Source organism: Streptomyces sp. NPDC048001, assembly GCF_043203115.1.
GTDB lineage: Bacteria > Actinomycetota > Actinomycetes > Streptomycetales > Streptomycetaceae > Streptomyces > Streptomyces sanyensis.
In genome coordinates, this window is record NZ_JBIDBN010000005.1 from 316,615 (window position 1) to 343,030 (window position 26,416).

General features: G+C 75.2%; 26 protein-coding genes and 2 riboswitches. Of the genes, 9 read left to right on the top strand and 17 right to left on the bottom strand.

From position 1 onward, the window contains the following. Positions 1-3: 3 nt before the first annotated feature. From ACGF15_RS11810 to ACGF15_RS11830, 5 genes are all read right to left on the bottom strand, one after another. Positions 4-933 (bottom strand): NADH-quinone oxidoreductase subunit H, encoded by a 930-nt coding sequence (locus ACGF15_RS11810; RefSeq protein ID WP_392798126.1) that lies wholly within the window; start codon positions 931-933, stop codon positions 4-6. After that, the gene (locus ACGF15_RS11815; RefSeq protein ID WP_392798129.1) at positions 926-2,152 is read right to left on the bottom strand and encodes a hypothetical protein; all 1,227 of its coding nucleotides are present in this window, start codon (positions 2,150-2,152) and stop codon (positions 926-928) included. Before ACGF15_RS11815 ends, ACGF15_RS11810 begins: the two co-directional genes overlap by 8 nt. Then, a complete protein-coding gene (locus ACGF15_RS11820; RefSeq protein ID WP_392798132.1) occupies positions 2,143-2,493 on the bottom strand; it encodes an NADH-quinone oxidoreductase subunit A in 351 nt (116 codons plus the stop codon). Before ACGF15_RS11820 ends, ACGF15_RS11815 begins: the two co-directional genes overlap by 10 nt. 516 nt (positions 2,494-3,009) lie before the next feature. Continuing rightward, positions 3,010-3,306, bottom strand: a complete 297-nt coding sequence (locus ACGF15_RS11825) for an SHOCT domain-containing protein (RefSeq protein ID WP_345609673.1) — start codon at positions 3,304-3,306, stop codon at positions 3,010-3,012. Between the two features lie 101 nt (positions 3,307-3,407). Beyond that, the gene (locus ACGF15_RS11830; RefSeq protein WP_392798135.1) at positions 3,408-3,848 is read right to left on the bottom strand and encodes a DUF6325 family protein; all 441 of its coding nucleotides are present in this window, start codon (positions 3,846-3,848) and stop codon (positions 3,408-3,410) included. A gap of 183 nt (positions 3,849-4,031) precedes the next feature. Here ACGF15_RS11830 and ACGF15_RS11835 point away from each other — a divergent pair, with 183 nt between their 5' ends. After that, a complete protein-coding gene (locus ACGF15_RS11835) occupies positions 4,032-4,289 on the top strand; it encodes a lipopolysaccharide assembly protein LapA domain-containing protein (protein ID WP_392798138.1) in 258 nt (85 codons plus the stop codon). 81 nt (positions 4,290-4,370) lie between these two features. On the opposite strand, the gene ACGF15_RS11840 is transcribed toward ACGF15_RS11835, so the two are convergent. Further along, entirely contained in the window at positions 4,371-6,272 is a 1,902-nt protein-coding gene (locus ACGF15_RS11840; RefSeq protein ID WP_362608728.1) for an alkyl sulfatase dimerization domain-containing protein, read from the bottom strand. Positions 6,273-6,395: 123 nt separating this feature from the next. Next, positions 6,396-7,601, bottom strand: coding sequence for a cation:proton antiporter (locus tag ACGF15_RS11845; RefSeq protein WP_345609665.1), 1,206 nt, complete (start codon positions 7,599-7,601; stop codon positions 6,396-6,398). 296 nt (positions 7,602-7,897) lie between these two features. Between ACGF15_RS11845 and ACGF15_RS11850 the strand changes: the two genes are divergently transcribed. After that, positions 7,898-9,502 carry an ABC-F family ATP-binding cassette domain-containing protein gene (locus ACGF15_RS11850; RefSeq protein ID WP_392798142.1) on the top strand — a complete coding sequence of 535 codons (1,605 nt, stop codon included), beginning with the start codon at positions 7,898-7,900 and terminating at the stop codon, positions 9,500-9,502. 94 nt (positions 9,503-9,596) lie between these two features. On the opposite strand, the gene ACGF15_RS11855 is transcribed toward ACGF15_RS11850, so the two are convergent. Both ACGF15_RS11855 and ACGF15_RS11860 read right to left on the bottom strand, forming a co-directional pair. Further along, the gene (locus tag ACGF15_RS11855) at positions 9,597-9,989 is read right to left on the bottom strand and encodes a VOC family protein (protein ID WP_256522067.1); all 393 of its coding nucleotides are present in this window, start codon (positions 9,987-9,989) and stop codon (positions 9,597-9,599) included. Continuing rightward, complete coding sequence (locus tag ACGF15_RS11860) at positions 9,986-10,288, bottom strand: metalloregulator ArsR/SmtB family transcription factor (RefSeq protein WP_345609659.1); 303 nt, start codon at positions 10,286-10,288, stop codon at positions 9,986-9,988. The genes ACGF15_RS11855 and ACGF15_RS11860 overlap by 4 nt, the downstream gene beginning before the upstream one ends. Positions 10,289-10,667: 379 nt before the next feature. Here ACGF15_RS11860 and ACGF15_RS11865 point away from each other — a divergent pair, with 379 nt between their 5' ends. Next, entirely contained in the window at positions 10,668-12,005 is a 1,338-nt protein-coding gene (locus ACGF15_RS11865) for a cation:proton antiporter (protein ID WP_392798146.1), read from the top strand. Positions 12,006-12,098: 93 nt separating this feature from the next. On the opposite strand, the gene ACGF15_RS11870 is transcribed toward ACGF15_RS11865, so the two are convergent. After that, positions 12,099-12,365, bottom strand: a complete 267-nt coding sequence (locus tag ACGF15_RS11870; RefSeq protein WP_345609655.1) for a metal-sensitive transcriptional regulator — start codon at positions 12,363-12,365, stop codon at positions 12,099-12,101. Between the two features lie 176 nt (positions 12,366-12,541). Then, a riboswitch (cobalamin riboswitch) is annotated at positions 12,542-12,662 on the top strand. Between the two features lie 171 nt (positions 12,663-12,833). Between ACGF15_RS11870 and ACGF15_RS11875 the strand changes: the two genes are divergently transcribed. Both ACGF15_RS11875 and ACGF15_RS11880 read left to right on the top strand, forming a co-directional pair. After that, positions 12,834-13,586 carry a (2Fe-2S)-binding protein gene (locus tag ACGF15_RS11875; RefSeq protein WP_345609653.1) on the top strand — a complete coding sequence of 251 codons (753 nt, stop codon included), beginning with the start codon at positions 12,834-12,836 and terminating at the stop codon, positions 13,584-13,586. 202 nt (positions 13,587-13,788) lie between these two features. After that, positions 13,789-14,859, top strand: coding sequence for a hypothetical protein (locus tag ACGF15_RS11880; RefSeq protein WP_392798150.1), 1,071 nt, complete (start codon positions 13,789-13,791; stop codon positions 14,857-14,859). A gap of 138 nt (positions 14,860-14,997) precedes the next feature. On the opposite strand, the gene ACGF15_RS11885 is transcribed toward ACGF15_RS11880, so the two are convergent. Beyond that, positions 14,998-15,687, bottom strand: coding sequence for a class I SAM-dependent methyltransferase (locus ACGF15_RS11885; RefSeq protein WP_392798153.1), 690 nt, complete (start codon positions 15,685-15,687; stop codon positions 14,998-15,000). A gap of 435 nt (positions 15,688-16,122) precedes the next feature. On the opposite strand from ACGF15_RS11885, the gene ACGF15_RS11890 reads away from it, so the two are divergent. The 3 genes from ACGF15_RS11890 (at position 16,123) to ACGF15_RS11900 (ending at position 19,445) form a co-directional block, all read left to right on the top strand. Then, complete coding sequence (locus ACGF15_RS11890) at positions 16,123-16,959, top strand: alpha/beta fold hydrolase (RefSeq protein ID WP_392798305.1); 837 nt, start codon at positions 16,123-16,125, stop codon at positions 16,957-16,959. Positions 16,960-17,439: 480 nt separating this feature from the next. Continuing rightward, positions 17,440-18,645, top strand: coding sequence for an alpha-hydroxy-acid oxidizing protein (locus ACGF15_RS11895; RefSeq protein ID WP_392798156.1), 1,206 nt, complete (start codon positions 17,440-17,442; stop codon positions 18,643-18,645). Then, the gene (locus ACGF15_RS11900; protein ID WP_392798159.1) at positions 18,642-19,445 is read left to right on the top strand and encodes a class I SAM-dependent methyltransferase; all 804 of its coding nucleotides are present in this window, start codon (positions 18,642-18,644) and stop codon (positions 19,443-19,445) included. Before ACGF15_RS11895 ends, ACGF15_RS11900 begins: the two co-directional genes overlap by 4 nt. A 7-nt stretch (positions 19,446-19,452) precedes the next feature. On the opposite strand, the gene ACGF15_RS11905 is transcribed toward ACGF15_RS11900, so the two are convergent. The 5 genes from ACGF15_RS11905 to ACGF15_RS11925 form a co-directional block, all read right to left on the bottom strand. Continuing rightward, entirely contained in the window at positions 19,453-20,268 is an 816-nt protein-coding gene (locus ACGF15_RS11905; protein WP_392798162.1) for an ABC transporter ATP-binding protein, read from the bottom strand. Continuing rightward, positions 20,265-21,434 carry an iron ABC transporter permease gene (locus ACGF15_RS11910; RefSeq protein WP_362608646.1) on the bottom strand — a complete coding sequence of 390 codons (1,170 nt, stop codon included), beginning with the start codon at positions 21,432-21,434 and terminating at the stop codon, positions 20,265-20,267. Before ACGF15_RS11910 ends, ACGF15_RS11905 begins: the two co-directional genes overlap by 4 nt. Then, complete coding sequence (locus ACGF15_RS11915; protein ID WP_392798308.1) at positions 21,431-22,495, bottom strand: ABC transporter substrate-binding protein; 1,065 nt, start codon at positions 22,493-22,495, stop codon at positions 21,431-21,433. Before ACGF15_RS11915 ends, ACGF15_RS11910 begins: the two co-directional genes overlap by 4 nt. Before the next feature lie 80 nt (positions 22,496-22,575). After that, positions 22,576-22,700: riboswitch (cobalamin riboswitch) on the bottom strand. Between the two features lie 221 nt (positions 22,701-22,921). After that, the gene (locus ACGF15_RS11920; protein WP_392798166.1) at positions 22,922-23,662 is read right to left on the bottom strand and encodes a 4'-phosphopantetheinyl transferase; all 741 of its coding nucleotides are present in this window, start codon (positions 23,660-23,662) and stop codon (positions 22,922-22,924) included. Further along, positions 23,659-24,480: a metallophosphoesterase gene (locus ACGF15_RS11925; protein WP_345609635.1), complete on the bottom strand. Its 822-nt coding sequence runs from the start codon at positions 24,478-24,480 to the stop codon at positions 23,659-23,661. Before ACGF15_RS11925 ends, ACGF15_RS11920 begins: the two co-directional genes overlap by 4 nt. Positions 24,481-24,782: 302 nt before the next feature. On the opposite strand from ACGF15_RS11925, the gene ACGF15_RS11930 reads away from it, so the two are divergent. Next, complete coding sequence (locus tag ACGF15_RS11930) at positions 24,783-25,328, top strand: hypothetical protein (protein ID WP_392798170.1); 546 nt, start codon at positions 24,783-24,785, stop codon at positions 25,326-25,328. 74 nt (positions 25,329-25,402) lie between these two features. Here ACGF15_RS11930 and hemC read toward each other — a convergent pair whose 3' ends face one another. Continuing rightward, on the bottom strand, positions 25,403-26,338 hold the full coding sequence (gene hemC, locus ACGF15_RS11935; RefSeq protein ID WP_362608652.1) for a hydroxymethylbilane synthase: 936 nt from the start codon (positions 26,336-26,338) through the stop codon (positions 25,403-25,405). Positions 26,339-26,416: the final 78 nt, after the last annotated feature.

A 26,416-nucleotide genomic window follows, 5' to 3' on the forward strand; every position in this document is an offset into this window, starting at 1 on the left:
TCGTCAACGGCCCAGCACCACCAGGGCGGGCACCAGCACCTGCAGGATCGTCAGCGGAACCAGCACCACCCAGGCCAGCTCCACGTAGCGGTCGGGCCGCACCACGGGCAGCCGGCGCACGGCGGCCAGCAGCAGGGCCAGCACCAGCAGCGTCTTCACCAGCGACCAGGCCCAGGCGGGCAGCCCCGGTCCGGCCCCGCCGCCGAGGAACAGCGGCACCGCCATCGCCGCACCGGAGGCCAGCCACAGCCACCGGCCCGCCTGGAGCAGCAGCCGGTCCGGGCCGGAGAGTTCGCCCAGCACACCCCCGGCCGCGTCCCGCCCCGCCGGGTGCGCGAACGGCCCCAGGAAGGAGAACGCCAGGACGCCCGCGAGGTGCGCGGCGAACGCCACCGGCATCCACACCGCGTACCACAGCCCCTGCTGTGCCGCGGCGATGTCGCCCACCCGCAGCGACTCCGCCCCGGTGGCGGCGGCGATCAGGGCGAACATCAGGGGCAGTTCGTAGGCGAGCCCCTGGGCGAGGAAGCGGTAGCCGCCGATCAGGGAGAAGGCGGCGTTGGGGCCCCAGCCGGCCAGCCACAGGGCCGCCCAGGTCGTCACCTCCATGGCGTTGAACCACACCACCCCGACCGAGAGGTCCGCCACGACGGTGTTCCCGAACGGGATCACCAGGGTCGAGAGCACCGCCGCCACCGGCACGGTGACCACACCGGCCCGCCACAGCAGCAGGTCCGGCGCGGGCAGCCGCCTGGGCCCGGCCACCAGTGCCCGCGGCAGCGCCAGGAAGGGCCTCGCGGCGGCCGTGAGGGTGACCGGGCGCCCCGCACTCCGGGCGGCCAGCAGCGCGTTGGCCGCCACCGCCAGGGCGGCCAGCGCGGCGAGCAGCAGGGGCGCCGCCGCAACCGTCCACCAGGGACCTCGCTCAACCACGCGGCGCCACCCCCGCGCCCGCGAGTTCCTCGGGGTCCGGGTCGAGACCGGCCACGACGAGGCGGGCCGCGGCGAGTTCGGCGCCGACCAGCAGCGCGGGGAGCAGCGCCAGCAGCGCGGCGGACGGGGGGTGCGCGGGCTCCCACGGTCCGCGCGGGGACTCGGTGGCCCAGGGGTCCAGCGGGGCCGGGTCGTCCAGGTGCCGCACATCACGGCCGAGGCGGTCGAGCCACCGGCGGTAGCGGTCCGTCGCATCGCCGTCCGCCCCGGGCGGTCCGGCCGGGGCGGCGGACCTCCCGGCCCCCCCGGTCCGCCCGCCGTCCACCCGGCCGATCCCGCGGGTCAGCCAGGCCAGGACCCGTGACCGGCCGACGCGGCGGGCCAGACGGTCGGCCGGGCCGCGGAGCGCCCCGCCCGGCGTACCGGCGAGCAGCTCGTCGCGCAACCGCCGGGCCGCCACCGCCTGCTCGGGCCAGCCGGCCACCGCCAGCAGCCGTCCGAGGCTGTCGCAGGTGGCGGCGGCCCGGTGCCGCGCGGCCGCCCCCGCGGTCACCGGCTCGCCCGCCGCCGCGCGCAGCCAGGGGCCCGACCAGAACGGGACGCCGCCGGACGCCGCCGGAGTCTCGCAGACGGCCTCCTGGACGACGTCGCCCTGGAGGACCAGACGGACGGTCAGCCCCGTCGGCCAGTCGCACAGGAAGGGGCCCAGGGCGAGATGCAGGCGGTCCAGCGCCAGCCCGTCCCGGTCGGGGCCGGTCTCCGCCAGGGGCAGGCCGCCCGGCATCGGCATGCCCGTCCCGGTGCCCCCGTCGCCCGCGTGCCCGTGGGTGTGCCCGCCTCCCTCTTCCGGGTGCGTCCGCGGCCGGTCGTCCCGTCCCGGGTGCCCCTGCACTCCCGAGCCGTGGCCGGGCCAGGCGGCCAGCCGCTCCCGCCCCGCGTCCAGCGCGGAGGCCACCTCCGCCGCGGTGGCGGCGTGCACCCGGGCCCGGGGGGCGGGCAGATCGCCCCAGAGGCGCTCCAGCGGTTCATGCAGCGCGGGGCAGTCCGGCCCCGTGACGAGCAGCAGGTCGGCCCCCGCGGGCGTGGCGGCCACCGGCCAGTCCCGCAGCCGCAGCAGGCGCTCGGCCTCCAGCCGGGCGGGCGTCCCGCCCGGCAGGGCGGCGGGCAGCACCCGCGGCCGGGCCGCGGCGGCACGCAGGGCGCGGCGGGTCAGGTCCATCGCAGCGCGCCCTCCCGCCAGGCGTAGACGACGCCCGCGACCAGGATCGCGAGGAAGACGAACATCTCGATCACGGCCCCCGGGCCCATGGCGGAGACCACCAGCGTCCACGGGTACATGAACACCATCTCCATGTCGAAGGCCAGGAACAGCATCGTCACCGTGTACCAGCGCACATGGAAGCGGCTCACCGCGTGCTCGACCGGCTCCAGGCCGGAGCCGAACGGCATCACCGGGAGCGGGTCGGCGGACACCCGCAGGGCGCGCGCCGCTCCGTGCAGGCCCAGCACGGCGAGGGCCGCGAGGCCCAGCAGGGACAGGGCGGCCGCGGTGGCGGTCACCGGAGTCCACCGCCGCGGCGGCCGGACCGTACGGCTGCGCTGTGGCGGCCCCCGCCGCCCGTGGCGCGGCCGTCCGCTCGGGTGCTCAACTCCCCGTTCCCCTCTCCACCGCCGTCCTCCGCGCCGACCGCGCATCCCTGCGGGGGAGCGCTTCCCCGGCGGACCGGCGTGCCTCGGATGATCACGGTCCCGGGCCCGCGGCGGCGGGCGGCGCGCCCGTACGGGTGCCGAAGCGCCCCCGTTTGCCACGGGCGGACCGGCTGCGGGGCCGCACCCCCGGGGACTGCTGCGCGATCAGCGGTGGACCGGCATGCGGCGTCGGAGGCCGTGCATCGCCAGGCGGAGGGGCTTTCGCGTACCGGATGCCTGCCGCTGCTCCGCGACGCGGCGAGGTGCCGTCGCCGTCGTCGCGCACCCGCCGGGACGTGCGGGACAGTCCTGGGGGCGCCCCGCGCCGGGTGCGGGCACGCCGGCGGCGGGCGCCCGGTCCGCCGGTGCGCCCGCCGCCCGCTGCCGTCAGCCGCCGAGGATCCGGCGCTTCTCCGCCGCGAACTCCTCGTCCGTCAGGACGCCCCGCTCCCGCAGCTCCGCCAGCGCGGTGAGCTGGGAGACCCGGTCGGCGGGGGGCGCCGCCGGGGCGGCGGCCGGGCCGGGCGGGGGCTGCTGCGGGGCCCCCGCCTGCGCCTGCCGCTCCATGTCGCGGCGGGCCGCGTTGCGCTCCACCCTGCCGGAGACCGCGGTCGCGGTCCCCGCGACGACGGCGGTGCGGGCCATCGCACCCAGCAGGCCGGGCCGTCCGAACCGTTGAGGCATGACTGCCCCCTTCCTCTCGTCCCGTCCCCGCGGCGGGCCGTGGCCCCCGCGGGCGCGTTCCGCCCCGCACGCGGCGGCCGTGCCGCCGTGCGGGGCGCCGTTCACTCCGCGTCGAGCGCCGCGATCGCCGCGAGGACGTCGTCCCGGGGGATGCGCTCCATGAAGACCATGCGGCCGTGGGAGTCGCGCAGGGCGGTGGCGAGCCGCGAGGCCCAGGTGTTCTCCCACGCCACCACCAGGGCCGAGGACTCCGGCGGCAGCGCTTCGGCCACGGCCGCCAGGTCCTCGTCGCTCAGCAGGTCGAAGCGGTCGTCGGTGATCCGCTCGAACTCCTCGGCCACCTCCGGGTCGGCGAGCTCGACGACGCCGACCGAGCCGTCGCCGTCCTTGCGGACGAAGGTCAGGTCGAGGATGCGGACGGTCCCGTTCTGCTGGAGTTCGCGCAGCGCGGGGACGATCTCGCCGTTGAACCGGTTGCCCTCGAAGGCGACCACGGCGACGTCGACCGGGCCGACCGAGTCGGCCGTCAGGCCATGGACCATGGGATGCCACCCTTCCGTCACTCCGGGTGAAACGAACAGACACGAGCATAGGTAGCACAGAAGGACAAGGCCCCTCGAAGGTGGGATACCGCCCGGCGGCCCGGAAGGCGGCCGCTTCCGCCGCGTCACCCGTTCGCGCCAGTCCACCGCAGCACCGGACCCGCGGGTGCGGATGCTGGGGGCATGACCCCAGCATCCGAGAAGAAGCCGCGCGGACGTTCCTCCGGAGGGACCGGGCGCGCCAAGGGCCTCACACCGTCCCGCGTCACCGCACTCGTGCTGCTCGCGCTCGCCGTCGTCTTCATCGTCGAGAACACCAGCAAGGTCGAGATCCGGCTGCTGGTCCCCGTCGTCACCATGCCGCTCTACCTGGCCCTGCTCGGCATGTTCGTCCTCGGCGGCCTCTGCGGGGCGCTGCTGATCAGGGGCCGGGGGAAGTGAGGCGCGCAGCCGCCGTGCACGGCGGCTGCCGTCGCCGTCGGCCCGGCGGCCCCGGGCCCCGGTCCGGTCACGGTCGGTCGATCAGGGTGTGACGATCGCGAAGTCCGGGTCCGGATCGCCGAGGTACCCGAGGAGCTCGACGAGCCGGCCGATGTCGCCGGTCACCCGGGCCCTGCCCCCGGCGGCCAGCTCCCCGGGGGCGAGCGCCCCCAGCAGGACCGCCCGCAGATCGGCCTCGGCGAGCCCGACCGCCACGTCCGGCTCGTCGGCGCCCGGGCCGGGGCCCCTGACATGGGTGAGCACGCCGTTGCGCAGCCGCCAGGTGATGCGGGGCCCGTCCCGGACGTCCCAGCGCACCGTGATCGCGGCGTCCCAGCTGCGCGGTCCGTCCAGCCGGACGGCCAGGCTCTCGAAGAGCTGGTCGAGGCTGAGCGCCCGCAGCAGGTCGGGGGAGGCGGTCACCGTGGGCGAGCCGACCGTGCCCTGCCGCAGCTCCAGCGCCCCGGTGAGGAAGAAGTTGCGCCAGGTGCCGTTCTCGCTGCCGTAGCCCAACTGCTCCAGGGCGTCCGCCTGGAGCTCCCGGGCCTCGGCGTTGCCCGGGTCGGCGAAGAGCACATGGCCGACGACCTGCACCACCCAGCGCAGGTCCCCGTCCTCGAAGGACCCGCGGGCCCGGCGCAGCACCTCGTCCGCGCCGCCCATGAACGCCACGTAGCGCTTCGCCGCCTCGACGGGCGGGTGCTCCCACAGATGCGCGGGGTTGCCGTCGAACCAGCCCAGGTACCGCTGGTAGACGGCCTTGGTGTTGTGGCTGACCGAACCGTAGTACCCGTGCGTGTGCCAGGCCCGCTCCAGCGCCGGGGGCATCCGCAGCTCCTCGGCGATCTCCGCGGCGGTCATCCCCTGGTTGAGCATCCGCAGTGTCTGGTCGTGCAGGTAGGCGTACAGGTCGCGCTGCTCCAGCAGGAAGGCGACCGCCCGCTCGCGCCCCCACACGGGCCAGTGGTGGGAGGCGAAGGCCACCTCGGTGGACTCGCCGAACAGCTCGACGGCCTCCGTCAGGTAGCGCGCCCACACCCGGGGGTCGCGCACCTCCGCCCCGCGCAGTGTCAGCAGGTTGTGGAGGTTGTGCGTGGCGTTCTCCGCCATGCACAGGGCCGCGCGGCCGGGGAAGTGGATGTTGAGTTCGGCCGGTGCCTCGGTGCCCGGGGTGAGCTGGAAGACCATCCGGATGCCGTCGACCGTCTCGCTCTGGCCGGTGCGGGTGATGCCGAGTGTCGGCGGGATCAGCCCGACCGCGCCCGTCGAGGTCGTCTGCCCCAGGCCCGCGCCGATCTGCCCCCGCGGGCCCTTCGGCAGCGCCGCTCCGTACATGTAGGCCGCGCGGCGGGCCATCGCGGTGCCCGCGAGGACGTTCTCGCTGACCGCGTGCGCCAGGAACCCCTCCGGGGCGAGGACGGGGACGCCCGCGGCGACCTGCTCCTCGGTCACCACCCCGCGCACCCCGCCGAAGTGGTCGACGTGGCTGTGGGTGTACAGCACCGCGGTCACGGGCCGGGTGCCGCGGTGCTCCCGGTACAGGGCCAGTGCCGCGGCCGCCGTCTCGGCCGAGATCAGCGGGTCCACCACCAGGATGCCGCGCTCGCCCTCGACCACGGTCATGTTCGACAGGTCGAAGCCGCGGATCTGGTAGACGCCCTCGACCACCTCGAACAGGCCGTGGTCGGAGACCAGCCTGCTCTGGCGCCACAGGCTCGGGTTGGCGGTCGGCGGGCAGTCCTCGCCGAGGAAGCCGTAGGCGTCGAGGTCCCATACGGTGCGGCCACCGGAGTCCGTGATCCGGCCGTCCCGCGCGGTGCCGAGGAACCCCCGCCGGGCGTCCTGGAGGTCGCGGGTGTCGTCGAAGGGGAAGCGCTCCCGCACCGCGTCGTTGGAGCGCAGCACCGCCTTCCCGGCGGGCTCGGGCGCTGAGGTACCGGTCAACTCGCACTCCCTTGCGGCACGCGGCGGGGGGACCGGGGCGGGTCCGCTGCCAGCCTGCGTGCCCGGTCACCCGGTTGCCAGCGGGGGTGGACCGTCGGGGTGGGCCCCCGGGGCGGCGTCCGCTCAGCGGCCCGTCCGGACCTCCCCCTCGCCGCCCGGCCCCGCAGGGGCCCGGCCGGCGCGCAGCGCGACCAGCGGGTAGATCAGGACCGAGAGCATCGCGGCGCCGACCAGTGCCGCTGCCTGGTCCGAGGCGATCGCCCCCTCGTCCAGCCCGATGGTGGTGATCGCCACCACCAGCGGCAGGCAGGTGGCGGCGAAGAAGGTGAGGGCCGTCCGGTCGTGCCGCGGCAGGTCCCGCGGGGCGAGCGCGTACACGGGGAGCCCGCGCACCACCAGGAAGAGCAGCAGGTACACGGGGACGTACAGCAGTGCCGTGCCGCCCTCCAGCAAGGCGTCCAGGTCGAACTCGACGCCCGTCACGATGAAGAACAGCGGCACCAGGAAGCCGAAGCCCATCGCCTCCACCTTGCCCATCACCTCGCGGCTCGTCTCGGCCGCGGCCCCCGAGAGGATCAGCCGGACGAGGATGCCCGCGGAGAAGGCGCCGAGCAGCACGTCGAGCCCGAGCGCGGCGGAGAGCCCGAGCATCGCCGCGAGCAGCAGCATCACCAGGCGGACCGCGAACTGACCGCTGGTGTGCAGGGTCGCCTCCACCACCGCGGAGAACCAGGAGGGCCGCGGCCGGGAGGCCCACCACACGGCCACCACCGTGATGACGGCGAAGACCGCGAGGACCACGGCGGACGTCAGCGGCTGGCGCCCGCTCAGCAGCAGTGCCATGGCCACGATCGGCCCGAACTCCCCCACGGCGCCGAAGGCGAGCATCACCGTGCCGAAGCGGCCCGTCAGCCGCCCGCTGTCGCGCAGGATCGGCAGCACCGATCCGAGCGCGGTGCTGGTCAGCGCCGTCCCCACGATCAGGGCGCGGTCGACGTCCCCGCCGGAGAGCGCGGCCGCCAGGCCGATGCCCACGCCGAGGGCGATCAGCCAGGACCAGACGGCCCGGTGCATGGTGGCGCGCCCGACGGCGCCGAAGTCGAGCTCGTAGCCGGCCAGGAAGATGAGCATGGCGAGCCCGAGTTCCGAGAGGGTGTCCAGCACCGTGTCGGAGTCCACCCACCCGAGGACGTCCGGCCCGATGAGCACCCCGAGGGCGATCTCGAAGATCATCACCGGGATGCGGCACCAGCGGAGGCCCGCGAAGGCGAGCACGGGCGCGAGCGCGGCCGCCACCATGACCAGGAGGAAGTACTCAGGATGCCCCATAGGGGCATTCTTCCGGCGCGAGGTGGCGAAACCCCGTGCATTGCCGCGTGCTTGCGTGTCCTTCGGGGGAGCGGGGGCGGGTGCGCACGGCCGACGGGGCGGCGCGGAGCAGCGGGCCGGTGACGGGGCGGCGGCCGCCCGGGCGGTGGTCGCGGACCGCGGTGCGGGCGAAAAGCGGGTGCGCCGTTCCGTGCCGCCCGGCTACCGTGGCCGCATGTCGACGCCCCGAGTCTCCTAGCCGAGGACCCGCTTCCCCGCCAGAAGTCCGTCCTCCTGCCTACTCGGAGCGTCACCCCATGATCACCGCACGTGGCATCGAGCTGCGCGCCGGCGCGCGCCTGCTGCTGTCCGACCTCTCCTTCACCGTCTCCCCGGGCGACCGCATCGGCCTGGTCGGCCGCAACGGCGCCGGCAAGACCACCCTGATCACCGCCCTGGCGGGGATCACCAGGCCCGCGGCCGGGACCATCGCCCGTACCGGCCCGGTCGGCTTCCTCGGCCAGGACTCCCGGGCCGCCGACCCGTCCGTGACCGTGACGGACCGCATTCTGTCCGCCCGCGGCCTGGACGCCGCGGGGCGCGCCCTGCGCACGGCCGGGCAGGCCATGGCGGACGCGGCGGGCCCGAGGGCCCTGGAGCGGGCGATGGACGCCTACGCGCGGGCCGAGGCCGCCTTCCAGTCGGGCGGCGGCTACGCGGCCGAGGCCGAGGCCGCCCGGGTGGCCGCCGGGACCGGACTGCCCCAGCGGGTGATGGACGAGCCGGTGGGATCCCTGTCCGGAGGCCAGCGGCGCCGCGTGGAACTGGCGCGCATCCTCTTCGCCGGCGGCGGTGGCACGCTGCTGCTGGACGAGCCGACGAACCACCTGGACGCCGACTCGGTCGCCTGGCTGCGCGACCACCTCCGGGCGCACCAGGGCGGGCTGGTCCTGATCAGCCACGACACCGCGCTCCTGGAGGTGGTCGCCAACCGGGTCCTCCACCTGGACGCCACCCGGGCGGCGGTCGACCTGCACAACACGGGCTGGAGCGCCTACCTCGCCCAGCGCGCCGCGGACGAGCGGCGCCGCAGCCGGGAGCGGGCGAACGCGGAGCGCAAGGCCTCCGCCCTCCACGCCCAGGCCGACCGGATGAAGGCCCGCTCCGCCACGGCCGTCACGGCCAGGAGCATGGCCCGGCGCGCGGACCGGATGCTGGCCGAGCTGGAGCCGGTGCGGCGCACCGAGCGGACCGCCCGGATCCGGCTGCCCGAGCCCGCGCCCTGCGGCCGGATGCCGCTCGGGGCCGTGGCCCTGGGCAAGTCCTACGGCGCCCACCGGGTCCTCGACGGGGTGGACCTGGCCGTCGACCGCGGCAACCGCCTGGTCGTCCTGGGCCTGAACGGCGCGGGCAAGACGACCCTGCTGCGCGTCCTCGCCGGTGCCGAGCGCCCGGACTCCGGGCGGGTGGTCCACGGGCACGGCCTGCGGCTCGGCTACTTCGCCCAGGAGCACGACACCCTGGATCCCGGCCGCACCGTCCGGGAGAACCTGGCCGCGGCCGCACCGCATCTGACGGACGGTGAGGCCCGCCGGGTGCTGGGCGCCTTCCTGTTCTCCGGCGACGACGCCGACAAGCCCGCCCGGGTGCTCTCCGGCGGGGAGAAGACCCGCCTGGCCCTGGCCGGTCTGGTGCACTCCGGGGCCAATGTGCTGCTGCTGGACGAGCCGACCAACAACCTCGACCCCGCCTCCCGCGACGAGGTGCTGGCCGCGGTGGGGGCCTACCCGGGGGCGATCGTGATGGTGACGCACGACGAGGGCGCCCTGGACGCCCTGCGGCCCGACCGCGTCCTGGTGCTGCCCGAGGCGGACGAGGACCTGTGGGGCGAGGAGTACCGGGAACTGGTCGCCCTCGCCTGACCCCCGCCCGCCGCCTTCGCCCGCGCCCGCCCCGCGCCGCCTGCCCGCGCCCCCCGCGCCCGTCCGGAACCGGACGGGCGCGGGCCGGCGCCCGCTACCGCGGGACCGTCGCGATCTGGATCAGGTTGCCGCAGGTGTCGTCGAAGACGGCCGTCGTGACCGGCCCCGCCTCCAGGGGGTCCTGGGTGAAGCGCACGCCGAGTCCGCTCAGCCGCGCGTGCTCCGCGTACACGTCCTCGACGGCGAACTGGGCGAGCGGGATGCCGTCCCGGACCAGCGCCTCGCGGTAGGGGCCCACGGCCGGGTGGCGGGCGGGCTCCAGAAGGAGCTCGGCCCCGCCGGTCTCGTCGGGGGAGACGACGGTCAGCCACCGGTCCGTCCCGCCCACCGGTACGTCCTGCTTCTTCACGAAGCCGAGGATCTCGGTGTAGAAGTGCTCCGCCCTGGTCTGGTCGTCGACGAAGACGCTGGTCAGATGGATCTTCAAGAGGAACTCCCCTCGGGGCCCGCGGTGTCGGGTCCGAGCCACCGCTCGGTGATCCGCCGCAGCGGGGCCGTGTTCAGTACATGGAACTTGCAGCGGCCCTCCCGCCGGGTCTCGACCAGACCCGCGGCCTCCAACACCGCCAGATGCTGGGAGACCGCCTGGCGCGAGAGGCCGAGCCGGTGCTTCGTGCCCAACCGCCCGCAGATCTCGAAGAGTGTCTGCCCGGATCTCTCGGCGAGTTCGTCGAGGATGGTGCGGCGGGTGGGGTCGGCGAGGGCTCTGAAGACGTCGTCGGCCACACCCCCACGATAGGCAAGTGCTCACTTGCCCATCAAGGAGGCGCGCGCTCCGTACCCCGGGTCCGGGTGCCCCGGCACCCGGACCCGGGCCGGGGGCGCGGCAGTTGACGGCGTACCGCCGCGGGCGCCCCGGGGGCCCGCGGGAGCGGCCGCGCGCCCTGCGGGACCCCGGTAGCCCGCAGGGGCCCGCGCTGCGCTACCGTCGTGCCGCCCGGCCGCGGCTCCGCCGTCCGCGACGCGGCCGGGAGGGTGCCGACAGCGGTCGTCCGGGGGCGTGTTCCCGCGGACCGGACCGCGGTGGCCGACGGGTGGCGACCGGTCGGCCGGCACCGGGCCACGACCGGCGGACGGCCGCACTCGCCGAACGGAAGTCCAGGTCATGGTCCTTGTCGCTGTCTTCGGAGCGGCGCTGCTCATCGCCGTGCTGCTCTCGGGCCTGGCCGCCCGGACGGTGCTCTCCACCTCGCTGCTCTTCCTCGTCGGCGGCGCCCTCGTCAGCGACGGGTTCCTCGGGCTGATCCATGTCACCCCCGACAGCGGCATCGTGGGCGTCACCGCGGACCTCGCCCTCTTCGCCGTCCTCTTCACCGACGGCATGCACGTCTCCCTCCCGGCGCTGCGCCGCAACTGGCGCAACCCGGCCAGGGCGCTGAGCCTCGGCATGCCGCTCGCGCTGGTCGGCATGGCCGTGATCGCGCACTACCTGGTCGGGCTGGACTGGACGACCTCCTTCCTCGTGGGAGCCGTCCTCGCGCCCACCGATCCGGTGTTCGCCTCGGCGATCGTCGGACGCAAGGAGGTCCCGGCCAAGCTCCGCCAACTGCTCAACGTGGAGAGCGGCATCAACGACGGCCTGGCGCTCCCCGTGGTCCTGCTGCTGATCGCGGCCGCCGGCCCGACGGCCGGCAGCGCCGAGTCCTCGCCCGCCAAGATCGCCCTGGAGCTCGGGCTGGGACTGGCCTTCGGTGTGGTCCTGCCGCTGTTCGTCAACTACCTGGCGCGCTTCCGTCTGCTGGGTCCGGAGCCGAAGCTGCAGCCCCTGCTGCCGCTCGCGATCGGCGTCATCCTCTACGGCCTGTGCCACCTGACCCATGCCAACCCCTACCTCGCGGCCTTCTCCGCCGGTGCGGTGCTCACCGCCGTCTCCCCGGAGGCCAAGTCCGCCTTCGAGCCGCTCGGCGAGGCGCTGGCCGAGCTCGCCAAGTTCGCCGCGCTGCTCGTCTTCGGTGCCCTGCTGACCCCGCAGCTCTTCGGCGACCTGTCCCTCGGCGGGTATGCGGCGGTCTTCCTCGCCATCGTGCTGATCCGCCCGGCCTCGCTGCTGCTGTCCCTGGTGGGGACGCGCTTCACACGCCGGGAGAAGCTGGTCGCGGCCTGGTTCGGGCCCAAGGGCTTCGCCTCGGTGGTCTACGGCCTGCTGGTGCTGCAGGCGGGGATCCCGCAGGGCGAGCAGGCGTACACGCTGATCGCCGTCTGCATCGCGGCGTCGATCGTCGCCCACAGCAGCACCGATGTGCCCATCGCGCGGATGTTCCATGTGGACGACCTGGCGGGCATCCCCGGCGGCGACGACGATGACACCGGGTCCGATTCCGGGGCCGACCGCCGGGAGGCGGCACCGGGAGACGGGCCGGAGGGCGGCAGGGTCGCGGGCCCCCGCACCGCACCGGCTCCCGACCCGGCCGAGGCCGGGCCGGGGCGTACCGCCGGGGACTGAACCGGACCCGGCCGGGTGCGACCGCCCGCGGCGCCCGCGCCGGGGGCGGTGGCCCGGTGCCGGGCCGGGGCCCCGGAGCGGGCGCCGCGCGACTCAGGCCAGGGCCAGGAACAGCTTCTCCAGCTCCTGCTCCGTCAGCGGCTGCGCCTCCTCGCCGGGGTCGGTCAGGCACTGGCGCATCCCACTGGCCACGATCTTGAACCCGGCGCGGTCCAGTGCGCGGGAGACCGCGGCCAGCTGGGTGACGACCTCCCTGCAGTCCCGGCCCGACTCGATCATGGCGATGACACCGGCGAGCTGGCCCTGGGCGCGGCGCAGGCGGTTGAGGACCGCGGGGGCCGCCTCTTCTTCTACCTTCACCGGGTTTCCTCCCGTCCTCCGTCTTCCACGCTGACCCAGGATACCCCTGTGGGTATATTTCCCGGAGGTGGCAACCGCTCCGCGTGCGGGTGCCACCGTCCGGACCGCCCCCGGAAGGCCCGCTGGCGCGCCGGGCGCCGCTTCTGGGATGCTGCGTCGGACAGGCGACGGCGCGCAGGAAGCCGGTGGGAGTCCGGCACGGTACCGCCACTGTGAAGGGGGAGCGACCCCGCGGCGGCCACGGCCCCTGCGAGGGGCCTGAAGGCCGGGGGAGCGTGGATCCCGAGTCAGGAGACTCGCGCCGTCGCACCTCGGCACCCCGGGGCGGAGCTCCCCGAGAGAGGACGGTGGCACCGTGTGCCTCCCAGGCGGCGACCCCCGGTACGGCGATGCGCGGCGCGGCGCGGCACCCCGGCGGACCGGGCCCCGCGCGGTGGTCCGCACCGCTCGTGCCGGGGCGGCCGGGCGGTGACCCCGGACCTGCTCGCGCGGGTGGGTGCGGTCGGGCCCTACTTCGAGATCGCTGCGGGCGAGCGGCCCGACGCCGCCGGGTTCCGGCCGCTCTCCGCCCTCTACGGCGACCGGCGGGTGCTGGAGGGGTACGTGGCGGAGGTCGGCCGGCGACTCGGCTCCGACCAGCGGCGCGTCGCCGCCTCCACCCTGCACATCGGCACCGCCGCCCGGCTGTGGTCCGTCGCCCTGGGGGCGGCCGTGCTCACCGGCCGGGTGCCCGACCTCGCCCCCGACCGGCTGCTGTGGCGGACGCCCCCGACCGGCCCGATCGAACTCTGGCTGCCCCGGCCCTCGGCCTGTCCGCCGCCCGGGACCGCGGTGGGCGCACCGTCCCCGGCGGCTCTGGTGGACGCGCTCCACGACACCGTCATGGTGCGCAACCTGGAGCCCTTCGCCCTGGTCCTGCGCCGCGAGTTCACCCTCTCCCCGCTCACCCTGCGCGGCAATGCGGCCTCGGCCCTGGTCGGTGCCGCCCGGGTGCTCGGCGGACACGCTCCCGGCGCCGGGGGCGACCCGGTGGCCCTGGCCGGCGCGCTCCTCGACCGGGAGCCGATGGCGGGGGAGGGGGTCCTCGACCGGGACCCGCTCGCCTACCGGCGCGGTAGCTGCTGCCTGTACTACCGCGCACCCGGCGGCGGGATGTGCGGGGAGTGCGTGCTGCACCGACGGCCGGGCGGCGTCCCGGTGCGGCGGGGGGTCGCGGGCTGAACCCGCCCCGTCCGCCGCGGTGTCGTCGCCGCGGTCGGCGCCGAGACGGGCGAATCCTTTCCGGGGTTCTCGCGATACGACGAATGTCACCCAGAGGAGTTGTCCGGCTGCCTGGGGTGTTTGTCGGGGGTGGGGGCGGGGAGTCGGCAGCGGTGGCGATCCGCACCGGGCGGGTCGCGGCCGAGGAAGGAACCTCCCCCACATGAACCCACTGGCTACTGCCCGGGTCCGGCTCTGCGCCGCCGCCGCGGTGCTGCCGCTGCTCCTGCTCACCGGGGCGGCGCCCGCCGGAGCGCGGCCCGCCGCCGCACCCACCGCGCCGCAGGTGGTGGTCGGTCCGTCGAGTGCCGACGGGCAGGCGTCGAAGGCGACGTGCCCCTCCGGTACCAGGGTGGCCGGAGGCGGCCACTTCTCGAACACCTTCCACTACGCCAACGGCGGCGACATCTACGACGCGGTGCGGGCGAACGCGCCCACGCGCGCGGGCGACGGGTGGACCGTGCAGCAGCTGAAGGGCAAGGCGCAGGCCGTCGCCCTGTGCGTGCCGGCGGACGAGGCGCCGAGCGTGGCGGTGAGCGACCCGAGCGCGGACGGGCAGGCGGTCAAGGCGACCTGCCCCTCCGGTACCAGGGTGGCCGGAGGCGGCTTCTTCTCGAACGTCTTCCACTACGCCAACGGCGGCACGATCTACGACTACGTGCGCAGCAGTTCCCCCTCGCGTGCGGGTGACGGCTGGCTGGCGCAGCAGGTCAAGGGGAAGGTGCAGGCGGTGGCCCTGTGCGCGCCCGAGGACCGGGCGCCGAGTGTGGTGGTGAGCGACCCGAGCGGCGACGCGCAGGCGGCCAGGGCGACCTGCCCGTCCGGCAGGAGGGTCGTCGGAGGCGGCCACTTCTCCAACACCTTCCACTACGCCAACGGCGGCACGATGTACGACGCCGTGCTCGCGAACTCCCCTTCACGTGCGGGTGACGCCTGGGTGGCGCAGCAGATGAAGGGCAAGGTGCAGGCGGTGGCGCTGTGCGTGCCCGCGGACGAGGCGCCGGGTGTGGTGGTGAGCGACCCGAGCGGCGACGCGCAGGCGGTCAAGGCGACCTGCCCGTCCGGCAGCAGGGTCGTCGGAGGCGGCCACTTCTCCAACACCTTCCACCGCGCGAACGGCGGGAACATCTACGACTACGTGCGCACCAGTTCCCCGTCCGGCTCGGGTGACGGCTGGGTGGCGCAGCAGGTCAAGGGCAAGGTGCAGGCGATCGCGCTCTGCGGGGCCTCCTGACGGGCCGGGAGTCCGGCCGGCCCGCGCGAGGCGCCCGGCGGGAAGCCCCCGCCGGGCGCCTCGCGCCCGGCCTCCCGCGGTCCGCCCGGCGGCGCCGGCAGTGCACCCCGGGCAAGCCCCGCAGCCCGGCCGCCCGCCCTACTCGGCGCGGGGACGCCGCCCCCATGCCGTGACCAGGCCGAGGGACAGGTCCCAGGTGTCCGGGGCCTCCAGGTACGCCTCCACCGCGTCGACGTCCGCGTGGTCCGCCAGACCCGTGGCCACGACCAGGGGGCGTGCCTGGGCGAGGGTGAGCCGCCAGAATCTCGACATCGGGGTGCCGGGCCCGACGGGCGGGATGTCCACCGCCGCACCGATGTCGACCAGGCCCGCGGTCGCCAGGGCGGCGGGGAGGCGGCGGCCGTGGTCGATGTCGGTGCCGATGGCCTGCTCCAGGGCGAGCCAGAGCGCGCCCATGGTGGTGCGGTACCGCTCGTGGGGCGATCCGGGTGTGCCCAGGTCGGCGTTGTCGCCGACGACGAGCAGGCCGCCCGGCCGCAGCCAGGACGCCAGCCGCCGCAGCACCTGCCCGCGTTCGCGGATGTGCATCACCACGAACCGGGCGTGAATCAGGTCGAACAGGCCGGGGTCGGTCGCCGGGTCCAGCAGATCCGCCCGGAGGACACCGATGCCCTGCTGCCTCAGCGGTTCGAGGAACCGGGTGTCCCGGTCGACGGCGAGGACCTCGCCGCCGTCGCCCGTCCGCTCGGCGAGCCAGCCGGTGATGCTGCCCGGCCCGGCACCGACGTCCAGGCAGCGCCATCCGGGCCGGATCCCCAGTGCGTCCAACCGGTGCCGGGTGGCGGGGTCGAACGCCTGCGCCAGGGCGGTGAGTCGCGCCAGCTCCCCGTCCCCCGCGCCGCTGAACAGCCTGTCGCCGTAGCGCTCGCCGACGGGCGTGCCACAGGTCGTGAGATCGCTCTGCAGGGTCCTGGTCCCTTCGTGGGTGGTCGTGGCGGGCCGGGCGTGTCCGGCCCGGGTGTATCGCCGCGTCGTCCACGCACCCGGCCCGTACCGGGAGGGGCCCGGCGCGGTCGCGGGGCCCGGCGTCCGGTGCCCAGGCGGCGGCCGAGGGCGGCGGGCGGCGGGTGGTCGCCCGCAACCTGTGAGGGCTTCGACGTCCATCGGCCGTGCGCACCGATGAGTTCTCCGCCCCGCGGGGGTCCTATCGGCAGCAACGCACACCACAGTAGTACGGCCCCTGCGTGAACCGGAGAGATGAATATGCCAACAGGCCGAGACTGGTCCGCCAGAGTCGAGGCGCGTGTCGTCTCCGCCGACGGCACCGAGATCGCATGCGAGCAGTCGGGGCGCGGGCCGGCCGTCATCCTGGTCGCTTCGGCGCTGGCGGACCGCTCCGACACGACCAAGCTCGCGGCTCTCCTCGCCCAGCACTTCACCGTCGTCAACTACGACCGGCGCGGACGGGGTGCCAGCGGTGACGCCCGCGCCTACACCCCCGACCGCGAGATTGAGGACATCGCGGCGCTGGTCGAACACGTCGGCGGTTCGGCGTCGCTGTTCGGCTCCTCCTCAGGGGCGGTCCTCGCCCTGCGCGCGGCCGCTGCCGGAGTGAACCTCCACCGCCTGGCTGTGTACGAGCCGCCGTTCGTGGTCGCCGAAGGCGACCACGGGCCACCCGAGGATCTCGCGCAGCAGATCACCGTGCTGCTTGCGGAAGGTCGGCACAGTGACGCGGTCACGTACTTCATGACCCGAGTGCAGGGCATGCCCGGCATCGCCGTGTTCTTCATGAAGCTCATGCCGAAGACGTGGGCGCATCTCACCGAGCTGGCCGGCACTCTGCCCTATGACATCGCGGTCATGGGCGATACCCAGCAAGGCAAGCCGCTCGATGCCGAGGAGTGGAAGGGGGTGGCCGTACGCACCCGAGTACTGACCGGTGGCAGGAGCCCGGCCGCGTTCCGGCGCGCCGCCCTCGCCGTCACCGAGATCCTGCCGCAGGCCGACCACCGCTCCCTGCCCGGACTCAACCATGGTGCCGTCGTCATGGCCCCGAGGAAAATCGCCTCGCAGATCACCGAGTTCATCAAGGGATGACCTTGTCGTTCGAGCGGTTCGGCGGCGCTTGGTGCCCCCTGATACCCAGAGTGGGGCGCGCCCGCTTGCAGCTGACCGCCGGACCCCGGACGACCACAACTCACGGGACAGCCCGCAGGGGACCCGCTTTTCCGAGCCTGCTGGGAATCGGCTGGAAACAGAGGCCGGAATGCCCGCATCCGGTGTCCTGCGGCTGTGCTACGCGCCTATCCGGCGCTGGTCGGGGTGAGCCGGATTCGCGGAACAGCGGGCCTCGGATGTCGATTCGCAGCAGATCCGGGTTCAACCCCCGATTCTTCCCCCCGCCGTCAAAGATCGTCCTGATGTAGCAGTTTGACGTCGGTGAGGCCTGGTTTTCCGTCACACGGGGCACGAGGAGCAGAATGCGGGAATCCGGTGCGCCCCCTCTGTGCGCCCTTGAACCCCTTCCCGCTCGCGGTCAGAATCGGCGTCGTCTTCGCAACGGGGGAGGAATTCGCGATGTCCTACACGGGCGGCTATCAGAGTCAGGTCTTCGCCGATGGAGGAAGCCCCTTTCCGTTCACCGTCCAAGGGCTGGTGGATGCCGCCCGCGACATCCTGCCGCGACCGCATTTCGACTACATCGCGGGCGGCGCGGGAAGGGAGCGCACCGTCGTCGCCAACGAGGACGCCTTCGCCCGGTGGGGGCTGAACTACCGCATCCTGCGCGACGGAACGGGCTGCGATCCCTCCTGCACGGTGCTGGGCACCACCCTGTCCGTGCCGGTGATGCTCGCCCCCGCCGGGGTGGCCGACCTGGCCCACCCCGAGGCCGAGCGGGCGGCGGCCCGTGCCGCCGCCGACGCGGGGGTCGTCCAGGTGCTGTCCTCGGCCACCTCGACCTCGCTGGAGGAGGTCGCCGCGGCGGCCCCCCGGGGCCGCCGCTGGTTCCAGTTCGCCTGGCCCGACGACGAGAAGCTGGCCCGTTCGCTCGTCGAACGCGCGGAGAACGCCGGATACACCGCCCTCGTGCTCCAGGGCGACTGCCATGTCGCCGGCTGGCGCACCCGTGAACTCGACTCCGGGTTCTTCCCCTTCCGGCACGGGCACGGCATCGGGAACTACGTGTCCGACCCCCGCTTCCGGGAACTCGCCGGAATCGGCGCCCGACCGGTCCCGGGCGGTGCCGCCCTCGACCCGGCCGAGGTCCCGGCCGCCGCGGCCACCTGGAACCGCCTCTACACCCGTCCCGCCCTCCGCCCCGGGGACCTCGCGCTGCTGCGCTCCTGGACGGAGCTGCCCGTGGTCGTGAAGGGGGTCTGCCGACCGGACGAGGCGGCACTTCTGGTGGACGCGGGTGCCGACGGGCTCGTCGTCTCCAACCACGGCGGACGCCAGCTCGACAGCGGTACGGCCGCTCTGGACTGCCTGCCCGGCGTGGTCGAGGCCGTCGCCGGCCGGCTGCCCGTCCTCTTCGACTCGGGCGTCCGCACCGGGACCGACGTCCTGATCGCCCTCGCGCTGGGCGCGAGCGCCGTCATGATCGGCAGGCCTTGGCTCTACGGTCTCGCCGTCGGCGGCCAGGACGGCGTCGCCCACGTCCTGCGGTGCCTGGAGTCCGAGTTCACCGGGGCGCTCGCCCTCACCGGCCACCGCGGCCCCGGCACCCTCTCGCCCGCCGACCTCACCCCCGTCCCCGCACCCACGCCCGGGAGGACCCGATGACCACGCACGCCGAGCGCTACGGCGACCGTATCTTCAGCCACACCGGGGCCGAGGAGGCGGCCCGCCTGGCCGCCCTGGCCGAGGTCCTGGACCCGGTCTCCGTCGAGGCCCTCACCGCGGGCGGGCCCCCCTCCCGTCCCGTCCGCCGCTGTCTGGAACTCGCCGCCGGGACCGGCAGCGTGGCCCTGCGGATGCTCGACCTCTTCCCCTCCGCGCGGGTGACCGCCACGGAGCTCGACCTCCGCTTCCTGGAGGCGATACGCCAGGACCGGCTCGAGGTCCTCCGCCACGACGCCACGGCCGAGGACTTCCCCGACGGCTGCTTCGACGTCGTCCACGTCCGCTACCTCCTCCACCACCTGCCCACCCGCCGGGAGGTCTTCGGCCGGATCGTCCGGTGGCTGGCCCCGGGCGGCCGCCTCGTCATCGAGGAACCCGCCCGGTTCCCCCTGGAGGCCGCACGGGACCCGCGCTACCGGCGGGTCTCGCTGGGCGCCCTGCAGGTCCTGGCCGACCGCCTCGGCACCGACTGCACCGACTGGGGCCCCGACCTCCCCCGGACCGCCGCCGCCCACGGCCTCACGGACGTCACTTTGCGCACCACGGTCCCGACCGTGGCGCACGACACCCCGATGGGCCGCTTCTGGCGCCTGACCGTCGGCCACCTCGCCCCGGGCATCGGGGAGCTGCCCGGCGTCCTGCCCGAGGACGTCCCGGCCGTGCTCGACCGGCTCTCGCGGCCCGGTCTCGTCGAGATGGGCATGGCGACGGTCACGCTCACGGCGACCCGGCCTGCCTGAGCCGTCGTCAGCAGGGCTGCGCACCGGACGCGGCGGCCTCCCGGTCCGCCTCGTCCGGCAGGAAGGTGACCTGCGGCGCCCCGGTCCGGGGATGCACCCGCACCTCGCCCACCACCCCGTACACCTCCTCCAGCAGACGCGGGGTGAGGACCTCCGCGGGGGTGCCCGAGGCCACGATCCGCCCCGCCTGCAGCACATGGATGCGGTCGCAGTAGTAGGCGGCCAGATTGAGGTCGTGCAGGGCCACCAGCACCGTGGCGGGCAGCCTGCGCACCAGGCCGAGCACCTGCAACTGGTGCCGCACGTCCAAGTGGTTGGTCGGTTCGTCCATCACCAGCAGCGCCGGCTCCTGGGCCAGCGCGCGGGCGATCAGCACCCGCTGCCGCTCACCGCCCGACAGCCGGTCGAAGCCGCGGTCGGCCAGGTCCTCGGCGTCCACGGCCGACAGCGCGGCGGCGACCAGCCGGGCGTCCTCGGCGGTGTCCCCGTCCAGGAGCCGCTTGTGGGGCGTCCTGCCCATGGCCACCACGTCGCGCACGGTCAGGTCGAAGGCCGCACCCGGGTCCTGCACCACGGCGGCGAGGGTGCGCGCCAGCGTCCGTGCGGACATCCCCCAGGGGTCGTCGCCGTCCACCCGGATGCGCCCCTCGTCGGGACGCAGGACCCGGTAGACCGCCCGCAGCAGGCTCGACTTGCCGCTGCCGTTGGGGCCGACCAGGCCGATCACCTCGCCGGGGGCGGCGGCCAGGGAGACGTCCTGGACCACCCGGCGGACCCCTGCGCTGAGGGTGAGGTGCTCGACGCTCAGTGCTGCCGCGCTCATGCCCGCCCCCGCTCGTCGCCCCGCCGCGCGTCCCGGCGCATCAGCCACAGGAAGAACGGTCCGCCGCACAGCGCGGTCAGCACGCCCACGGGAATCTCCATCGGCGCGGCCACCGTCCGTGCGGCGATGTCCGCCCAGACGAGGAAGCAGGCCCCGGCGAGCGCCGCCGTCGGCAGCACCCGCCGATGGTCGCCGCCGACGAACAGCCGCACGATGTGCGGCATCATCAGCCCGACGAAGCCGATGGGCCCGGCGGCGGCCACCAGGCAGCCGGTCACCAGGGACAGCAGCACGAACATCCGGGCCCGGAAGCGCGCCACGTCCAGGCCCATGGTGGCGGCGGCCTCCTCGCCCGCGAGCAGCAGGTTCAGCGACCGAGCCTGCACCGTCAGCACGCCGATGCCCAGCAGCAGCGCGGCCGCGGGCAGCCACAGGCTCCCCCAGTGGACCCCGCCGAGGCCGCCGAGCGTCCAGGCGAGCACCTCCCGGGCGTGGTTGGCCCGGTCGGAGGTGAGCAGCATCAGGTCCATCAGCGCCGTCAGCACGGCGGCGACCGCGACCCCGGCGAGGATCAGCCGCATGGAGGTGATCCGCCCGCCCGCCCGTGCCGTGGTGTACACCAGCAGCATGGACAGCAGTGCCCCGGCGAAGGCGGCGGCCGACAGGGACACCGGGCCGAGGAGCCTCACCCCGGTGACGACCACGACCACGGCCCCGAGCGAGGCCCCCGAGGACACCCCGAGCAGGTAGGGCTCGGCCAGGGGGTTGCGGACCAGCGCCTGCAGCGCGGTCCCCACCACGGCGAGCCCCGCTCCCGTGACCACCCCGAGCAGCACCCGCGGTGCCCGGACGTCGAGCACGATCGTCTCCCGTGCCCGGGACCACGCGGGCTCGGCCCAGTCGGCGCCCAGCGCGTGCGTCACGATGCCCCACACCTCGCCCGGGGGCACGTGCACCGAACCGACCCCGAGCCCCGCCGTGACGGAGACCAGCAGCAGCCCGGTGAGCAGGACGGGTGCCAGGCGGCCGGCGCGCCCGCCGGCAGCGGCGGCGCCGGTGGCGTCCTTCCGCCTGCCGGCGGGGCGGGACGGCGGCCCCGGATCGGTGCCGGGGCCGCGCTGCCCGGTGCCGGCGGGGGCCGCACCGACGGCGCCCCGCGGCCTCACGCGAACCGCTCGGGGTGGAGTGCGCGGGCGATCTCCTCGACCGCCAGCGGCGGACGCACCCCGACCAGCGTCGCGGTCAGCGGCAGCACCACGAAGCGCTTGTCGCGGACGGCCGGCACATCGGCGAGCGCGGGCTGCGCGAGCAGGAACTCCTTCTTCTCCTCTACGCTGCCGGACCCGGCGTAGTCGTAGATCGCGATGACCTCGGGCTTCCGTGCGACGACCTGCTCCCAGGAGGCGTCGCCGAAGACCGCGTCGAGGTCGTCGAAGACGTTGCGGCCGCCCGCGAGACGGATGATCTCGGTGCCCAGGCCCTTGCCGCCCGCCGTGAACGGTGCCTTGTCGCCGCTGTCGTAGACGAACACGGACACCGGGTCCACGCCGTCCACGGCGGAGGTGGCCTCGTCCACCCGCGCCTTCAGCCCGGCCACCAGCTTCTCGGCGCGCTCGTCGACTCCGAAGATGCTGCCCACGGTGCGGATCTCCTCGTAGGCGTCCGCGATGTGCACCTCGTCCTCGCCGCAGTACTCGCGGTTGAGGTAGGTGTCGATGCCCGCGTCGGCGAAGGCCCTGCGCGAGCGGCCCTCCTTCTCGTCGAAGGCGCTGCCGTAGCCGCCGTAGACGAAGTCCGGCTCGGCCTCCAGCACCGTCTCGAACGAGGGCTCGCGTTCGGCCAGTTCGGGGATCGCGCCGAAGGCGTCCGCGTACTGGGGGAGCACCGCCGAGTCGGGGAAGGCGGTGCCGACCATCCGGTCCTGGAGCCCCAGGGCCAGCATCAGCTCCGCCGGGTGCTGGTGGATGGTGACGGCACGCGAGGGCGGTTCCTGGTAGGTGGTGCGTATGCCGCAGTTCTCGATGGTGACGGGGAAGCCCTCGGTGGCGGCGCGGGCGTCCGCGTCGGGGGCGGCGCCGCTCTCCTGGGTGCCGCAGCCGGTGAGGAGACCGGTGGTGAGCGCCGCGGCCAGCGCCCATGCCGTGCGCCGCCGCGGGGCGCTCCGGCGCCTGAGCGCCGGGGCGGGGCGGGCTCCGGGGGAGTGGGGGGAAAGGGGGGATATGGGCATGGCCGGGCGACGGGTGCCGTCGTCGTACACGTGAAGCCTCCTGCGGAGTCCGCGCTCCTTGGACCGGGCCCGCGACGGGTCAGTTTCCTGACTCCCGGATCGACGTTGCCCCTGGCCTTCCCGCGCTGCGCGCCGTGGCCGTCCGCAGGGTTCCACTCCCCGGTCACAGTGGCGGGACCGTGCCGGAATCGCACCGGCTTCCTGTCTCCCGTCGCGGTAGTGACGAGGCGATACTACGTGTCCGAATCCGGCCCCCCAAGACCACCCGACGGCGCACGGCAGCGGACCAGGGGCGCGGAAGGGGGCGCGGGCGCCCGGTGCCGGGTGCTGCTCCGGGCCCGGCGGGGCCGGCGGGCCCGGCGCACCCGCGCGCCGGGCACCCCGTGCACGGCCGGCGGGCCCCCGCCCGTGCCCCCGGACGGCCCCTCAGAGGGGCGCCGGGGACCGGGAGCCGGCGGCCGTGCCGCCCCTGCCGGAGGACGTGCCCTGCGGATGGGTCCCGTCCGCGAGGAGGGTGACGGCGGTGAGCAGCAGGCCGTTCCGGGCGGTCCAGCGGCCGCTCAGCCCGTCGAGGCGGCGCCCCGCCACCTGCGGGCCCGGCACCAGCAGCGCGGCGTGGAAGGTGCCGCAGGTCTCGCCGGTCCGGTGGAAGCGCACCGACGCCTCGTGGAAGTCCAGCTCCTGCCGCATCAGCGGGTACCAGGTCTTGAAGACGGCCTCCTTCGCGCAGAACAGCAGGCGGTCGCCGTGGACCCCCGGGGCGGGGGAGGGCCCGGCGGCCAGCCGCTCGCGCTCCTCGGCGACCGCGATCAGCTTCAGCACCCCGTCGGGGAGCGGTTCGTCGGGCTCGGCGTCGATCCCGAGCGAGGCGACGCCGGAGGCCGCGGCGACCACCGCCCCGCGGTACCCGGCGCAGTGCGTCATGCTGCCCACCACCCCGTGCGGCCACAGGGGTTCGCCGCGACGGCCCTTCAGCAGCGGCGCGGGGGGCACCCCCAGCTCCGCCAGCGCGGTGCGGGCGCAGCGCCGCACGGTGGCGAACTCCCGGCGGCGGGCGGGCACGGCACGCGCCACCAGGGCGGTCTCCTCGGGGAACCGGCCCGGCTCCTCGTCGTCCGCGAAGGCCTCGGCGTGGTGGACGCCGGGCGGGAGGAGGGACCCGATCACGCCGCCTCCACCGGGAAGACGAGCCGGCACGGGTCCTGGTCCTCGGCGACCCCCCGCCGGCGCCACTCGCGCGGGTAGCCGAGCGAGACCTCCTCGAAGCGGACCCCGTCGTGCCAGGTGGTGCGCGGGATGTGCAGGTGGCCGTAGACCACCGCGGCGGTGGGGAAGCGCACATGCCAGTCGGCGGTGAGTTCCGTGCCGCACCACTGGGCGAACTCGGGATGGCGCAGCACCCGGGTGGGTTCCCGGACGAGCGGGAAGTGGTTCACCATCACCAGGGGTGCCGAGGGGCCGACCGCGGCCAGGCGCGGCTCCGTGGCGGCGACCCGGGCACGGCACCACGCGTCCCGCGAGGGATGGGGCTCGGGGTCGAGGACGAACTCGTCCGTGCACACGATGCCCGCCTCCTCGGCCTGCGCCAGGGACTCCTCCTTGGTCGAGGCGGTGGGGGTCCGGAAGGAGTAGTCGTACAGCAGGAACAGGGGCGCCACGGTGAGCGGACCGCCCGGCCCCTCCCAGACCGGGTAGGGGTCCTCGGGGGTGAGGACCCCCAGGGCGCGGCACATGTCCACCAGGTACCGGTAGCGCTTCTCGCCCCGCAGCTGCACCGGGTCCGCGCCGACCGTCCACAGCTCGTGGTTGCCCGGGGCCCACACCACCCTGGCGAACCGGTCCGCCAGGGTGCGCAGCGTCGTCTCGATGTCCGTGGTCAGCTCGGCCACGTCTCCTGCGACGAGGAGCCAGTCGCCGGGCGTGCGCGGGCGCACGGCGTCCACGCGGGACTTGTTGTCCCTGAGCGCGGTGTGGAGGTCGCTCACGGCCAGCAGGTTTCCCGTCGTCGAGCCCGTGCCCACCGTGGTCCCCCGTCCGCCCGCCTGCGTGTGCCGTCCGCCGCAACGGTAATGCGCGTCCGGGGGCGGAGGACAGCGGCGAATTCCGGCCAATCCCCCGCGGGCAGGGGTGGGGTCCACCGGAACGGCCGGGTCCGCCCCCGGTGCCGCGTGCCGGGCGCGCGCCGGGCCGTCCCGAGCTCCGGACCGGCCGCCGCCCGGCGCCGACCCGGCCGCACCGGTGCCGCCCTCATTGGCCTCCGACAGCTTCGTCGTCCATACTGCCCGCCGTGGAGCAGCGCATAGATCCGAACGCCAAGCCCGAGTTCGCCGCGGGTACGGACCCGTCCTTCGTGCCCCTCGTCGGCCTCGCGCAGTCCCCGGTGCCGGCCGCGGCAGCGGGCGCCGCGGAGGAGGACCGCAACCGTGCCGCGGCCCACGGGGAACCCGGGGCCGACGAGGCGCAGGAGACCGGGGGGCCGGAGGGCGCCGCTCCCCGCGACGGCGGCGAGGCCGACGACGCGGACGAGGGCGCCGCCGACGCGCCCCGCGACCGCTCCGGCCCCTCCTTCGAGGCCCGGGACCGGCGCGGCTCCGTCACGGCCGACGGGGGCGGCATCGTCTTCCGCCTGGACGACCAGGAGGCGGACTTCCGCTGGGACGAGGTCCGCGCCGTCGAGGTCAGGCTGCCCCGCTTCGGGCGCCGCTTCACGGTCGTGGTGCACGTGGCGGCCAACCGGTGGTTCACCAACGAGGTCGAGGCCGACCGGCGCGGCCGCCTGAAGGAGTGGGAGGCGGGGCTCGACGCCGTCCTCGACGCCTACTTCGAGGAGTAGGGGGGGCGGGGCGGCGCCCCCTGCGGCGCGCCCCCGGTCCCGCCGCGGGACCGGGGCCCCGTCCCCGGCCCCGCTCAGTGCGCGATGCCGTCGATGAGCTCGCGCGCACCCTGCCGCAGAAGGGCGACGGCCACCGAGGTCCCGAGGGTCGCGGGGTCGAGCGGCCCCGCCCACTCGTGCGCGTTGAGCACCGTCTTGCCGTCCGGTGTGAACACCTTGGCCCGCAGGGAGAGGTCCCCGTTCCGCTCGGACCGCGCATAGCCCGCGATCGGGCTGTTGCAGTGGCCCTGGAGGACGTGGAGGAGCATCCGCTCGGCGGTGGTCTCCCGGTGCGCGGCAGGATCGCCGAGGGGGCCGACCGCGTCGATGACGGCCGCGTCCCCCTCGCGGCACTGGAGCGCCAGCACCCCGGCGCCGATCGGCGGGCACATGGTCTCCACCGGGAGCACCTGGCTGATCACGTCCCGGCGCCCGATGCGTTCCAGCCCCGAGACGGCGAGGAGCAGCGCGTCCGCCTCGCCCGCATGCAGCTTCTCCATGCGCCGGTTGGCGTTGCCCCGGATCGGCACGCACTCCAGGTGCGGGTGGGAGGCGGCCAGTTGGGCGGTGCGGCGCACCGAGGAAGTGCCGATCCGGGTCCCCGCGGGGAGCGCGTCCAGGCCGAGGCCGCCCGGGTGGACGAGGGCGTCGCGGATGTCGTCGCGCGCGAGGAACGCGGCGAACACGGTGCCCGCGGGGAGCGGCCGGTCGGCCGGGACGTCCTTCACGCAGTGGACCGCGAGGTCGGCCTCGCCGGCGAGCAGCGCCGCGTCGACCTCCTTGGTGAAGGCCCCTTTGCCCTCGACCTGGGAGAGGTCGCCCATCCAGCGGTCACCCGTGGTGGTGACGGGCACCACCTCGGTGCGGACACCGGGGTGGCGGGCGGCGAGTTCTGTGCGTACGCGCTCCACCTGGGCGAGGGCCATCGGCGAGGAGCGGGAGACGATGCGGATCAGCTCGGGCACGGTCATGGCCCCACGATAGGGGCTCCGGAGGCCCGCCCTTCCCCCTTCGGCCCCTCCTGCCTCCGGGGCGTCGGGCGGGCCCGC

What these genes read in the sequence shown, in the direction of transcription:
- ACGF15_RS11815 (WP_392798129.1), bottom strand. Translation starts at nt 2,152, where the DNA reads ATGGACCTGACCCGCCGCGCCCTGCGTGCCGCCGCGGCCCGGCCGCGG.
- ACGF15_RS11825 (WP_345609673.1), bottom strand. Translation starts at nt 3,306, where the DNA reads ATGCCTCAACGGTTCGGACGGCCCGGCCTGCTGGGTGCGATGGCCCGC.
- ACGF15_RS11830 (WP_392798135.1), bottom strand. Translation starts at nt 3,848, where the DNA reads ATGGTCCATGGCCTGACGGCCGACTCGGTCGGCCCGGTCGACGTCGCC.
- ACGF15_RS11835 (WP_392798138.1), top strand. Translation starts at nt 4,032, where the DNA reads ATGACCCCAGCATCCGAGAAGAAGCCGCGCGGACGTTCCTCCGGAGGG.
- ACGF15_RS11845 (WP_345609665.1), bottom strand. Translation starts at nt 7,601, where the DNA reads ATGGGGCATCCTGAGTACTTCCTCCTGGTCATGGTGGCGGCCGCGCTC.
- ACGF15_RS11850 (WP_392798142.1), top strand. Translation starts at nt 7,898, where the DNA reads ATGATCACCGCACGTGGCATCGAGCTGCGCGCCGGCGCGCGCCTGCTG.
- ACGF15_RS11865 (WP_392798146.1), top strand. Translation starts at nt 10,668, where the DNA reads ATGGTCCTTGTCGCTGTCTTCGGAGCGGCGCTGCTCATCGCCGTGCTG.
- ACGF15_RS11880 (WP_392798150.1), top strand. Translation starts at nt 13,789, where the DNA reads ATGAACCCACTGGCTACTGCCCGGGTCCGGCTCTGCGCCGCCGCCGCG.
- ACGF15_RS11890 (WP_392798305.1), top strand. Translation starts at nt 16,123, where the DNA reads ATGCCAACAGGCCGAGACTGGTCCGCCAGAGTCGAGGCGCGTGTCGTC.
- ACGF15_RS11895 (WP_392798156.1), top strand. Translation starts at nt 17,440, where the DNA reads ATGTCCTACACGGGCGGCTATCAGAGTCAGGTCTTCGCCGATGGAGGA.
- ACGF15_RS11900 (WP_392798159.1), top strand. Translation starts at nt 18,642, where the DNA reads ATGACCACGCACGCCGAGCGCTACGGCGACCGTATCTTCAGCCACACC.
- ACGF15_RS11905 (WP_392798162.1), bottom strand. Translation starts at nt 20,268, where the DNA reads ATGAGCGCGGCAGCACTGAGCGTCGAGCACCTCACCCTCAGCGCAGGG.
- ACGF15_RS11915 (WP_392798308.1), bottom strand. Translation starts at nt 22,495, where the DNA reads ATGCCCATATCCCCCCTTTCCCCCCACTCCCCCGGAGCCCGCCCCGCC.
- hemC (WP_362608652.1), bottom strand. Translation starts at nt 26,338, where the DNA reads ATGACCGTGCCCGAGCTGATCCGCATCGTCTCCCGCTCCTCGCCGATG.